Origin of the sequence: Pseudomonas sp. Tri1 (genome assembly GCF_017968885.1) — a bacterium.
Lineage (GTDB): Bacteria > Pseudomonadota > Gammaproteobacteria > Pseudomonadales > Pseudomonadaceae > Aquipseudomonas.
Window position 1 is genome coordinate 2,374,513 of record NZ_CP072913.1, and the last position, 13,067, is coordinate 2,387,579.

Annotated in this window: 9 protein-coding genes; 7 read left to right on the top strand and 2 right to left on the bottom strand. The window is 63.2% G+C overall.

What is annotated here, in order from left to right:
• Positions 1 to 16 precede the first annotated feature (16 nt).
• On the bottom strand, positions 17 to 1,639 hold the full coding sequence (locus J9870_RS10585; protein ID WP_210643841.1) for an MFS transporter: 1,623 nt from the start codon (positions 1,637 to 1,639) through the stop codon (positions 17 to 19).
• Positions 1,640 to 1,844: 205 nt separating this feature from the next.
• Complete coding sequence (locus J9870_RS10590; protein WP_210643842.1) at positions 1,845 to 3,488, bottom strand: GMC family oxidoreductase N-terminal domain-containing protein; 1,644 nt, start codon at positions 3,486 to 3,488, stop codon at positions 1,845 to 1,847.
• Positions 3,489 to 3,617: 129 nt separating this feature from the next.
• Between J9870_RS10590 and J9870_RS10595 the strand changes: the two genes are divergently transcribed.
• The 7 genes from J9870_RS10595 (at position 3,618) to J9870_RS10625 (ending at position 13,063) form a co-directional block, all read left to right on the top strand.
• On the top strand, positions 3,618 to 4,502 hold the full coding sequence (locus tag J9870_RS10595) for a LysR family transcriptional regulator (RefSeq protein ID WP_210643844.1): 885 nt from the start codon (positions 3,618 to 3,620) through the stop codon (positions 4,500 to 4,502).
• 116 nt (positions 4,503 to 4,618) lie between these two features.
• A complete protein-coding gene (gene lexA / locus J9870_RS10600; RefSeq protein WP_210643845.1) occupies positions 4,619 to 5,236 on the top strand; it encodes a transcriptional repressor LexA in 618 nt (205 codons plus the stop codon).
• Positions 5,236 to 5,859, top strand: a complete 624-nt coding sequence (imuA, locus tag J9870_RS10605) for a translesion DNA synthesis-associated protein ImuA (protein WP_210643847.1) — start codon at positions 5,236 to 5,238, stop codon at positions 5,857 to 5,859. Before lexA ends, imuA begins: the two co-directional genes overlap by 1 nt.
• 7 nt (positions 5,860 to 5,866) lie before the next feature.
• Positions 5,867 to 7,288 carry a DNA polymerase Y family protein gene (locus tag J9870_RS10610; RefSeq protein ID WP_210643849.1) on the top strand — a complete coding sequence of 474 codons (1,422 nt, stop codon included), beginning with the start codon at positions 5,867 to 5,869 and terminating at the stop codon, positions 7,286 to 7,288.
• Complete coding sequence (locus J9870_RS10615) at positions 7,285 to 10,362, top strand: error-prone DNA polymerase (protein ID WP_210643852.1); 3,078 nt, start codon at positions 7,285 to 7,287, stop codon at positions 10,360 to 10,362. The genes J9870_RS10610 and J9870_RS10615 overlap by 4 nt, the downstream gene beginning before the upstream one ends.
• Before the next feature lie 212 nt (positions 10,363 to 10,574).
• Positions 10,575 to 12,686 carry a PAS domain-containing hybrid sensor histidine kinase/response regulator gene (locus J9870_RS10620; RefSeq protein ID WP_210643854.1) on the top strand — a complete coding sequence of 704 codons (2,112 nt, stop codon included), beginning with the start codon at positions 10,575 to 10,577 and terminating at the stop codon, positions 12,684 to 12,686.
• Between the two features lie 95 nt (positions 12,687 to 12,781).
• A complete protein-coding gene (locus J9870_RS10625) occupies positions 12,782 to 13,063 on the top strand; it encodes a hypothetical protein (RefSeq protein WP_210643856.1) in 282 nt (93 codons plus the stop codon).
• The last annotated feature ends 4 nt before the right edge of the window (positions 13,064 to 13,067 follow it).

Consider the following 13,067-nt stretch of genomic DNA (forward strand, 5'->3'; position numbering starts at 1 on the left):
TCGCCACGGTTTGCCCTCAGTTTTTATCCAGGTCCACGTTCCGGGTTTCCCGCAGGCAGATCATGCCCACCACCAGGCTTACCCCGGTAATCACCACCGGGTACCACAGCCCATAGAAAATGTCCCCGGTGTAGACCACCAGGGCAAACGACACGGTGGGCAGGAAGCCGCCGAACCAGCCGTTGCCGATGTGGTAGGGCAGGGACATGGAGGTGTAGCGGATCCGCGTCGGGAACAGCTCGACCATCAACGCCGCCAGCGGCCCGTAGCACATCGCTGAGATGATGATCAGCGCCACGATCAGCGCAACAATCATCGGCCGGTTGATCTGCTGGGCGTCGGCCTTTTGCGGGTAGCCTGCCAGGGTCACCGCGCCGCGCAGGGCGGCTTCGTCATAGCCTTCGAGTTTCACGTCACCGACGCTGACCTGCACATCGCTGCCCGCTGGGGCCGCGACGCTGCTGTAGGGCAGGCCTTGCTTGACCAGGAAGGTCTTGACCTTGTCGCAAGGGCTGTCGAAACGCGCCTTGCCCACCGGGTCGAACTGGAAGGTGCAGGTGGCCGGGTCGGCGAGCACGGTGATCGGCGCCTGGCGGCTCGCCTGGTCGATGGCCGGGTTGGCGTAGTGGGCCAGGGTCTTGAAGATCGGGAAGTACAGCGCCGTGGCCAGCAGCAGGCCGATCATCAGCACCGGTTTGCGTCCGACCTTGTCCGACAGCCAGCCGAAAAAGATGAAGAACGGCGCACCGATCACCACGCTGACAATCAGCAGGCTGTTGGCCAGGGCCGGGTCCATCTTCAGGAACTGAGTGAGGAAAAACAGCACGTAGAACTGCGCGGCGTAGAAGGTCACCGCCTGCCCGGCGTTGATGCTGAACAGGGCGATCAGCACCACTTTCAGGTTTTCCCATTTGCCGAAGGATTCGCGGATCGGCGCTTTGCAGCACTTGCCTTCTTCTTTCATTTTCACGAAGGCCGGCGATTCGTGCAGGCTCAGGCGAATCCAGGTGGATATGCCCAACAGCAGGATCGACAACAGGAACGGAATGCGCCAGCCCCAGACTTCGAACTGATCGCCGGTGAAGTAGCGGCAGCCCAGCACCACCAACAGCGAGAGCAACAGCCCCAGGGTGGCGGTGGACTGAATCCAGCTGGTATGGAAGCCGCGCTTGCCCATTGGCGCGTGCTCGGCGACGTAGGTCGCCGCGCCGCCGTACTCACCGCCCAGGGCCAGGCCCTGGAGCATGCGCAGCAGCACCAGGATGATCGGCGCGGCGATGCCGATGCTGGCGTAGTTGGGCAGCAGGCCGACGCAGAATGTCGCCAGGCCCATGAGGACGATGGTCGCCAGGAAGGTGTATTTGCGCCCGATCATGTCCCCCAGCCGACCGAACACCAGCGCACCGAACGGCCGCACGATGAAGCCGGCGGCGAACGCCATCAGGGCGAAGATGAACGCCGTGGTGTCGTTGACCCCGGCGAAGAACTGCTTGCTGATCACCGCCGCCAGGGCGCCGTAGAGGAAAAAGTCGTACCACTCGAACACCGTCCCCAGGGACGAGGCGAAGATGACTTTCTGGGTTTCCTGGCTGGTGCCGGCGCTGCGTATGGCTTCCAGGGGCTGAACATGTTCAGACATAGCGGTATCCCTCACAGTGATTGTTTTTGTTGTTCCACTGTCGACGCCGGGGTGGCGTCTCCTGCTTTGATGCTTTCCTTCTGCTCACATATTTTCCCTGTGGGAGCGAGCTTGCTCGCGATAGCGGTCTGCCTGTCACACATGTGTTGAATGTGCCGCCGTCATCGCGAGCAAGCTCGCTCCCACAGGGGGACTTACTTGTTCTTCAGACCGTGGCAGCCTCCTTCTGGATCGTGGTACTCCTGGTGTCCTGTTCAAGCATCAGCTGCGCCGCCTTCTCGGCAATCATCAGCGTCGGCGAGCAGGTGTTGCCCGAGGTGATGCGCGGCATGATCGACGCGTCGGCGATGCGCAGGCCCTTGACACCATGGACGCGCAATTGCGCATCCACCACCGCATCGCCGTCCTGGCCCATGCGGCAGGTGCCCACCGGGTGGAAAATCGTTGTGCCGATGCGGGCGGCGGCATGGTGCAGTTCTTCTTCGGTTTGCAGGCTGGGGCCCGGCAGGTATTCCACCGGTTTGAAGGCGCTCAGGGCCGGGGACGCGACGATGCGTCGGGTCAGGCGAATGGCGTCGGCGGCGACCCGCAGGTCTTCGGGATGACTCAGGTAATTGGGCTGGATCAGCGGCGCTTCGTGCGGGTCGGCTGAGCGGATATCCACTCGGCCACGGCTTTGCGGACGCAGGTCGCAGACCGACGCGGTGAACGCCGGGAAGCTGTGCAGCGGTTCGCCAAAGCGCTCCAGGGACAATGGTTGCACGTGGTATTCGAGGTTGGCCGAGGTCTGTTCCGGCCCTGATCGAGCAAATGCGCCGAGTTGGCTGGGGGCCATGGACAGCGGGCCGCTGCGGTCGTACAGGTAGCGCAGGCCCATGCCCATCTTGCCCCACAAGGAGCCTGCGATCTGGTTCAGGGTCCGGGCGTTTTCCAACTGGTAGATCAGCCGCAGCTGGAGGTGATCCTGCAAGTTGCCGCCCACGCCGGGCAGTTCATGCACTACGCCAATGCCCAGGCGCTGCAGCAGGCTGCGCGGGCCGATCCCGGAGCGCTGCAGGATCCCCGGCGAGCCAACGGCTCCGGCACACAATACGATTTCCTTGCGGGCCTTGAAGGTCATGCCCTTGCCTTGCCAGCGGGCGCTGACAGCGTGGGCCCGGTCATCACGCAACAACACACGGTCGACTTCGACGTCGGTCAATACCGTGAGGTTGGGGCGCTGGCGAATCGGTTTGAGAAAGGCCTTGGCCGCGTTCCAGCGTACCCCGGCTTTCTGATTGACTTGGAAGTAGCCGCAGCCCTCATTGTCGCCGCTGTTGAAGTCATCGACGTTGGGAATGCCGCTCTGCTCGGCGGCGCTGCGAAATGCATCGAGAATCGGCCATGACAGGCGCTGGCGTTCGACCCGCCATTCTCCGCCGGCACCGTGGAATTCGGACGCTCCGGCAAAGTGATTTTCGCTCTGGCGAAACAGCGGCAGGACGTCCTTCCAGGCCCAGCCAGGATTGCCCTCGGCGGCCCAGCCATCGTAGTCCGCAGCCTGGCCGCGCATGTAGATCATGCCGTTGATCGAGGAGCAGCCGCCCAACACCTTGCCCCGTGGGTAACTCAGGGCGCGCCCTTGCAGGCCTGGTTGTACTTCGGTCTTGAAGCACCAGTCGGTGCGTGGGTTGCCGATGCAGAACAGGTAGCCGACTGGGATGTGAATCCACGGGTAGTTATCGCGCCCGCCGGCTTCGAGCAGCAGCACCCGGTGTTGCGGGTTGGCCGAAAGCCGGTTGGCCAGCAGGCACCCAGCAGGGCCGGCGCCCACGATCACGTAATCGTATTCATCGACGACAGGTTGCATTCGCGACCTCATTTTTGTTTTTGTGGGATCCATCCTAGTTGTTAGTTTTCGTCAAAAGAATGTTAGTTTTTGCGCAGCGGCTGTGCGTTTTTAAACAATCATGCCTTCAGGCGTGTTCAAGGATGGTCCATGTTCGATTGGAATGACCTGCGCTATTTTCTCGAACTGCAACGCAGTGGCCGTTTGCTGACGGCTGCACGACGCCTCAACACCACCCATGCCACAGTGGCGCGGCACATCGAATCCATCGAAAAGAGCCTGGGCACCGCACTGTTCGTCCAGCACGCCCAGGGGTATGAACTGACCCCGGCGGGTGAAACGTTGCTCAAGCACGCCGAAGCCATGGAGAACGTGGCGTTGCTGGCCCAGGAGGACATCACCCAGTCCAGCGCACCGCTGGGCAAGATTCGCCTGGGAGTGACCGAAGGGTTGGGCATCATGTTCCTGGCCAGCCGCATGGACGGGCTGTTCCAACGTTATCCGGGGCTGGAGGTGGAACTGGTGGCGGTGCCGCGATTTGTCAGCATCCTCAACCGTGAAGCGGAAATCAGCATCCACCTCGAACGCCCGGCGGCCGACCTGCTGGTGACCCGCAAGCTCACCGACTACAGTCTGGCGCTGTATGCCAGCCAGGCCTATCTGGACCGTTCGCCAGCGCTACGCAGCCGTGAGGACCTGGCCCGCCACGCCTGGATCGGCTACGTCGATGACCTGCTGTTCAGCCAGGAACTGATGTTCCTCAACAGCTTTTGCCGCAACCCCCGCGTGGTGTTCCACAGCACCAGCGTCATCGCCCAGCAACAGGCCGCGCGTTCGGGGCTGGGGATCGCCGTGCTGCCTTGCTACATGGCCAGCGGTGACCCGGCGCTGGTGCCCTTGCTGCCGGATGAAACCATTCGCCGCAGCTACTGGATCAGCACCCGCCGCGAATTGCACAAGTCTGTGCGACTGCGGGTGTTGTGGGATTACGTGGTGCAGTTGTGCGAGCGTGAGCAGGAGTTGCTGCTTCCTTAGCAGCGCTACCGAATTCACTGTCGGCCCAACCCTTGTGGTGAGCAAGGATTGTCGGTGGGCTATGAGTCTGTGAGCTGACTGGTGGTGCTTGTCAGAAAAAACCGACAGGAGTACAAATGTACTCCATGACGACTCTCACCCCACGCCGTGCCGCCATCCTGTCCTTCATCCGCGAACGCATCGCCGACCAGGGCCAGCCTCCCAGCCTCGCTGAAATCAGCGAGGCGTTCGGTTTTGCCTCGCGCAGCGTGGCGCGCAAGCATGTGTTGGCGCTGACCGAAGCCGGGTTTATCGAAGTCAATCCGCATCAGGCCCGGGGTATCCGCTTGTTGAACCAGCCGCCGCGTCCCGAACTGCTGGACGTGCCGGTGCTGGGGCGGGTGGCCGCTGGCCTGCCGATTGGTGCCGACGCCGAGGTTCACAGCCGCTTGATGCTGGACCCGGCAATGTTCACCAAGGCGCCGGATTACCTGCTGCGGGTCCAGGGCGACTCGATGATCGAGGACGGTATTCTCGATGGTGATCTGGTGGGGGTGCAGCGCACGCCCCAGGCCTCCAACGGCCAGATCGTCGTGGCGCGCCTGGACGGGGAAGTCACCATCAAGCGCTTCGAGCGAATTGGCGAGCGTGTACGTTTGCTGCCACGCAATCCGGCCTATCAACCGATCATCGTCGAAGCCGATCAGGACCTGGCGATAGAAGGGGTGTTCTGCGGCCTGTTGAGGCAAGGCTGATGGGCGCCGTCGTTGCATTGGACACGCTGTTCAACGGCGGCCAGGTCTGGAAGGGCCGGCCTGCGCCGCCAGCCGCCAGCCCGCAACCCACCGGCCATGCTGCACTGGACGCTGCGTTGCCCAGCGGTGGTTGGCCGGAAGCGGCGTTGACGGAATTGCTCATCGCCGCGCCCGGCATAGGCGAATTGCAACTGGTGTGGCCGACCCTGGCACGACTGTCGGCGGCAGGGGAACGAATCGTGCTGGTGGCGCCACCGTTCGTGCCTTATCCCCAGGCCTGGCAGAGCGCCGGGGTCGATCTGAGCCAGTTGTCAGTGATCCGTGCCGATGAGCGCGATGCTTTGTGGGCCACCGAACAATGCCTGCGTTCGGGCAGTTGTGGCGCGGTGCTGTGCTGGCCTCGCCAGGCGGACGACCGGGCCTTGCGCCGCCTGCAAGTGGCTGCGGAAACCGGCCAGACCCTGGCGTTCGCCTGGCGCTCGATCCAGGAAGCTATCAATCCGTCACCTGCGGCCCTGCGCATCGCCATCGATACCCGGCCGGCGCAATTGCGTGTGCTCAAGTGTCGGGGCGGGCTGGCCCGTTCGGCACCGATCGCTTTTTCCCCACAGACAGGGCATTGAGGTTGCGATGCGCTGGGTGTGTATTCTTTTCCCGCAATTGGCGCTGGACGCCGCGCTGCGTCAGCGTCCCGATCCCGAACAGCCCCTGGCTTTGTTGAGCGGCCCGGCCCAGCGCCGGGTGTTGCAAGCGGTGAACGCGCCGGCACGGGCCCTGGGCTTGCGTCCCGGCCAGACCATGACCGCCGCCCAGGCCTTGAGCAAAGGCTTTGCCACCGCCGAATACGACGCGGCGCAGATCGAACACTGGCAACAGTTCCTGGCAGCCTGGGCCTACCGTTTCAGTTCCCAGGTCAGCGTGCATTATCCGCGTACGCTGCTGTTCGAGATCGAGTCGAGCCTGGGCCTGTTCGGGCCCTGGCCGGTGTTCGAGGCGCGCCTGCGGGCCGAGCTGACCGAGCTGGGCTTTCGGCATCGCATCGTTGCAGCGCCCAATCCGGTGGCGGCGCGGGTGTTGGCCAATGCCTATGACGCCTTGGTGGTGCCCGACGCCGAGACCTTGCAACAGTACCTGGGGCACATGCCCGTGGAGCGGATCGGCCTGGAACCCGACGTCGCCACGGCGTTGTCGCGCATGGGCCTGCGCCGCCTGAGCCAGGTCCAGGCTTTGCCCCGCCATACCCTGGCACGGCGCTTCGAAGCCCAGGTGCTCAAGCACCTCGACGCGTTGACCGGCAGTCGCAGCCTGGCGCTGTCGTTCTACCTGCCGCCAGACCGTTTCGATGTGCGCATCGAACTCAACTACGATGTCCAGTCCCACCAGGCGTTGCTGTTCCCGTTGCGCCGGTTGACCGGTGATCTGTCGGCCTTCCTGTGCGGTCGCGACAGCGGCGTGCAGCGCTTTGACCTGCATTTGGAGCATGCCGGGTTACCGGACACGCTGATCAAGGTCGGCCTGCTCAGCGCCGAACGGGATCCGTCGATGCTCTTCGAACTGGCCCGTGGCCGCTTGGAGCAGGTGCAGGTCGCGGCACCGGTGCGCGGCTTTCGCTTGTGTGCCGAAGACTTGCCAAGTTTCGTGCCTCAGCGCTTGGAGCTGTTCGATGAGCGCCCGCAACAGACCTTGCCCTGGGAGCAACTGCGCGAGCGCTTGCGGGCGCGGCTGGGGGATGACGCGGTGCAGGGCCTGGGGTTTCGCGACGATCATCGGCCGGAGTGCGCCTGGCAGATGACACCCCAGCCCCCGCCCCAGGCCTGTCCGGTGCGCGCCGGCGTGCAGCGTCCCGGCTGGCTGCTCGGTGAGCCCCAAGCGTTGCCGGAAGGCCACACGCGTATCCTCATGGGGCCGGAGCGCATCGAGACCGGTTGGTGGGACGGCGCCGACGTGCGCCGCGATTACTACCTGATCGAAACCCGCACCGGGCAACGCGGCTGGGCCTATCGACCGGTGGGCGAAGGCGGGCCGCTGTGGCTGCAGGGCTGGTTCGCATGAGCGTCGACTATGCCGAGCTGCATTGCCTGTCGAACTTCAGCTTCCAACGTGGCGCCTCCAGCGCCCTGGAGTTGTGCCGGCGAGCCAAGGAACAGGGGTATCAGGCCCTGGCAATCACCGACGAATGCACCCTGGCCGGAATCGTCCGGGCCTGGCAGGCGGCCAAGGAACTGGAGCTGCAACTGATCGTCGGCAGCGAGATCCAGGTCGAAAACGGTCCGAAACTGGTGTTGCTGGTGGAGAATCTGGAGGGCTATCAAGCTTTGTGCCGGCTGATCACCCGCGCCCGGCGACGCAGCGAGAAAGGTCGCTATCGCATCGTGCGCGAGGACTTCGCTGAGCCCTTGCCGGGATTGCTGGTGTTGTGGGTAGCCGAGGGCAAAGACGCCGAGGAGCACGGGCGGTGGCTCCAACCGATTTTTGCCGAACGCCTGTGGCTGACAGTCCAGTTGCACTGCGGGCAGGACGACCGTCGTCGGTTGGCAGACTCACTGGTGCTGGCCGAGCGCTTGGGTCTTCCAGCCGTGGCCAGTGGCGATGTGCACATGCACGTGCGTGGTCGTCGTGCCTTGCAAGACACCATGACCGCCATCCGCCACCACGTCACAGTGGCCGAGGCCGGCCAGCGCCTGCACCCCAACGGTGAGCGCCACTTGCGCAGCCGCAAGGATCTGGCCGATCTCTACCCGCGGGCCTTGCTCGACGAAACCCTGAACATCGCCCGGCGCTGTACCTTTGACCTCGGCCAACTGCGTTATCGATACCCACGGGAACTGGTGCCCGAGGGGCATGATCCGGCGTCCTGGCTGCGGGTACTGACCGAGCGCGGCATGCGTGAACGCTGGGCGGACTGTGTGGAAGAGAAGGTCCGGCGGCAAATCAACGATGAATTGGAGCTGATCGCCGAACTGGGCTACGACAGTTATTTCCTCACCGTGCAGGACGTCGTCAACTTCGCCCGCAGCCGAAAAATCCTTTGTCAGGGACGTGGTTCGGCGGCGAACTCGGCGGTGTGTTACGCCTTGGGCATCACCGAAATCGATCCGAGTCGTACCAACCTGTTGTTCGAGCGATTCCTGTCCCGGGAGCGCAACGAGCCGCCGGACATCGACGTCGATTTCGAACACGAGCGTCGCGAGGAAGTGCTGCAGTACGTGTTCCAGCGCTACGGTCGCCATCGTGCGGCCTTGACGGCGGTGGTCAGCAGTTATCACGGCGCCGGGGCGGTGCGCGATGTCGCCAAGGCCCTGGGCCTGCCGCCGGATCAGGTCAACGCCCTGGCCGATTGCTGTGGCCGCTGGAGTGACGAGGCGCCGCCGGTGGAGCGCTTGCGTGAAGGCGGCTTCGACCCGGACAGCCCGGTGTTGCGCCGGGTATTGAGCCTGACCCAGCAACTGATCGGCTTCCCACGGCACTTGTCCCAGCACCCTGGCGGTTTCGTGATTTCCGAACAACCACTGGACACCCTGGTGCCGGTGGAAAACGCCGCCATGGCCGAGCGCACCATCATCCAGTGGGACAAGGACGACCTGGATGCGGTGGGCTTGCTCAAGGTGGACATCCTGGCCCTGGGCATGCTCAGTGCGATTCGCCGGTGTTTCGATTTGATCGAGCGCTACCGGGGCGAGCGCTATGCCCTGGCGTCGTTGCCCAAGGAGGATCGGGCGACCTACGAAATGATCAGTCGCGCCGACACCATCGGTGTGTTCCAGATCGAATCCCGGGCGCAGATGTCGATGTTGCCTCGTTTGAGACCCAAGACCTTCTACGATTTGGTCATCGAAGTGGCGATCGTGCGGCCCGGGCCGATCCAGGGTGGGATGGTGCACCCGTACCTGCGACGCAGAAACAAAGAAGAGGCGGTGACTTATCCCTCAGAAGCGCTGGAAAAAGTGCTCGAGCGCACCTTGGGTGTGCCCTTGTTTCAAGAGCAGGTCATGCAGATCGCTATCGTCGCGGCCGATTACACCCCCGGCGAAGCCGACCAGTTGCGGCGCTCCATGGCCGCCTGGAAGCGTCACGGCGGCTTGGAACCCCACCGGGAGCGTCTGGCCGCCGGGATGAAGAAAAACGGCTACACCGCTGAATTCGCTGCGCAGATTTTCGAACAGATCAAGGGCTTCGGCAATTACGGTTTCCCCGAATCCCACGCCGCCAGTTTTGCCTTGCTGACCTACGCCAGCAGCTGGCTCAAGTGCCACGAACCGGCAGCGTTCGCCTGTGCCCTGATCAACAGTTGGCCCATGGGTTTTTATAGCCCGGACCAGATTCTCCAGGACGCCCGCAGGCATCAATTGCAGATCCGTCCGGTGGACGTGCGCGCCAGCGACTGGGATTGCAGCCTCGAACTTCTGGAAGGCCGCCAACCTGCGATCCGCATGGGCCTGCGTCTGGTCAAGGGCTTTCGCGAAGAGGATGCCCGGCGTATCGAAGCGGCCCGCCGGCAGCGGGGTTTCAGTGATGTGGCCGACTTGGGCGAGCGCGCGCAACTCGATGCCCGGGCCCAGGCGCAACTGGCCGATGCCGGGGCCTTGCAGGGGTTGGCCGGTGATCGCCACCGTGCCCGTTGGGAAGTGGCCGGGGTGCAGAAACAACTGGGTTTGTTCGCCGGTCTGCCCAGCCAGGAAGAACCGCCCATAGACCTGCCAAGGCCCACGGTGGGAGAAAACCTGTTCGCCGATTACGCCACGCTCGGCACGACATTGGGGCCCCACCCGTTGGCCTTGCTGCGTCCCGAACTGCGCGCCCGCCGTTGCCGCAGTTCACGGGAACTGCAGGAGGTGGAGCATGGCCGCAACGTCAGCGTCGCCGGGCTGGTCACTGGCCGCCAACGCCCGGGCACGGCCAGCGGTGTGACGTTTGTCACCCTGGAGGATGAATTCGGCAACCTCAACGTGGTGGTCTGGCGCGACCTGGCCGAACGCCAACGCAAAACCCTGGTGGGCGCGCAATTGCTCAGGGTCGACGGGCGCTGGGAAAGCGTCGGCGAGGTCCGCCACCTGATCGCCGGGCGCTTGAGTGACTTGAGCGAATTGCTGGCGGGTATCAATGTTCGCAGTCGTGATTTCCACTAACTCTGGTAGCCATACCGCAACCCCTCGCCACAAATAAATCCTCTTATCACAGACAAATCCCTTGGCAACAGAATAAGGGCCCCAGTCCTGACAAGTTGTCGTCATGGCCTACCCATGAAACCAAACGCTAACGCAACGCTCGAAGCTCTGAGCGCAAGGCACTCGTGGTATACCAGTTCCCTGCAAGCATTTTTGAGGTTCAGAGTCGACCCATGCAGTTCTTATCCCAGAATCACGGCTGTCCCGGTTGGGGCGGTGAGATGGCCGGGCGTATCCGGGCGTTTGATTGGAGCCAGACCGAACTGGGCGCTATCGAGCACTGGTCCGCCAGTTTGCGCAACGCTGTCCAGATGCTGCTGGCTTCACCCCTGCCGATGGTCATGCTGTGGGGGCGCCAGGGCTTCATGATCTACAACGATGCTTATGCCGAGTTCGCTGGCGGTCGTCATCCGTACCTGCTGGGGTGTGCAGTGGAGTTGGGTTGGCCGGAAGTGGCCGAGTTCAATCGCCATGTCCTGGACGTCTGCCTGGCCGGTGGCACCTTGTCCTATCGCAGCAAGGAGTTGGTGCTGCTACGCAACGGCAAGCCCGAAGATGTCTGGATGGACCTCTATTACAGCCCGGTGCCTGGTGAAGACCAATCCCCAGCGGGTGTGTTGGCGGTGGTGGTGGAGACCACCGAGCATGTGTTGACCGAGCGGGCCCGGCAAGCAGCCGAGCGCAGTTACCGCGCCGTCAATGAGCGTATCCAGCTGGCCCTCTCGGCCGGGCCCTTGCTGGGATCGTTTGTCTGGGATATCCAGGCCGACACACTGTCCGGCGATGATCGTTTCGCCCGGACCTTCAATTACCCGCCAGACGCTCCACTGGACGCACTGCCGATCGAGATCGCCCGCCAGAGCATCCATCCGGATGACCTGGAGGAGGTGAACCAGCGGGTCGAACTGACCTTGCGTACGGGCACCCCCTACAGCGCTGAATATCGGGTGCGTCGCCTGGGCGGGGATTACCTTTGGGTACAGGCCAGCGGACGGTGTGAGTTCGATGCGTTGGGCAAACCCCTGCGTTTCCCGGGGGTACTGATTGACATCAACGAACGCAAGACCGCCGAAGCATCGCTGCTCAAATTCACCCGCGACCTGGAACAGCGCGTTGCCGACGAGGTGCAAGCACGGCTGACGGCCGAAGAGCAGTTGCGCCAGTCGCAGAAACTCGAGGCCATCGGTGGTCTCACCGGCGGTGTGGCCCATGACTTCAACAACCTGCTGCAAGTAATTGCCGGCAACCTGCACTTGCTGGCCCGCCACGAGCGGGACAATGCCAACGTGCAACGGCGGGTCAGTGCCTCCCTTGAAGCCGTGGAGCGCGGCGCCAAGCTGTCATCGCAACTGCTGGCCTTTGCCCGACGCCAGCCGCTGTCACCGGCGGTCTACAACCCACGGCGCATCTACGACGGCTTGGGCGAATTGCTGCAACGGGCCCTGGGTGAAACCATCCAGATCGAAATGACTTTGCCCGATGAACCCTGGTGCATCCATGTTGATCGCAATCAATTGGAAAACGCCCTGTTGAACCTGGCGATCAATGCTCGTGATGCCATGGGCGGCGAGGGCACCATCGGCCTGATTGGCGAGAATATCGTGCTCGATGAGTCGTCCTGTGTCGGCAAGGGCATCCTGGCGGGCGACTATGTGCGATTGTCAGTGATCGATCGCGGCGCAGGCATGCCGCCCGATGTCCTGAATCAGGTATTCGAGCCGTTTTTCACCACCAAGACTGACGGCCAGGGCACTGGGCTGGGGCTGAGCATGGTGTTCGGGTTCGTCAAGCAGAGCGGCGGCCATATCGAGATTTCCAGCAGCCTGGGGGAGGGCACGCGGGCGCAGATGTATTTCCCCCGCAGTCTCCAGCCAGAAGCCGGTGAAGAGACGCAACACGACCCGCTCCAGCTGGGTGGGCACGAGACTATTCTAGTGGTGGAGGACAACGAAGAGGTGCGCAGTGCCTCGGTGGAGTTGCTCGAGCAGTCCGGTTACCGGACCCTCACCGCCGCCAATGGCGACGAGGCCATGAAACTGCTACTGGAGGGCGCCTTGGTGGATCTGATCTTTACCGATGTGGTCATGCCCGGGTTGATCAAGAGCTCCGACCTGGCCGCCTGGGCCAAGGTGCAGTCTCCACCGGTACCGGTGCTGTTTGCCTCGGGCCACACCCGGGACATCATCTCCCGCAACCACCAATTGAGCCCCGACACTCATTTGCTGAGCAAACCCTACGGCCCGGACGCGCTGACCCGGATGGTGAGAACCGTGCTGGGGCGTTGAGCGCGTCAGCGTAAACAAATGGAACCGAAGCCGTTGCGTCACCTTCGAATGACAAGACCGGTCATCCATCCGGCCCTGCCATGAACGAGGTGCCTATGAACGACGATCCTGCAAACACCCAGCAACAAGGCCAGACACAAGACCCGACCCCACGTAACGATCCGGCTATCGATCCCCAGGTACCGACCACCTCGGCCGGCACCCAGCCCGTCAGCCCCGCCGGTACGGACCAGGCCCAGAGCGCCGACAGTGAGGTCGATCAGAAGCATCATCATCAAGACAATGACAATACCTTCAGCCCCGGCTTCAAGCCTGATCCGGACCGGCCAAAATCCGATGACAGCACTGACGCTGATATCGACACAGACGGTGGCTAGCCGT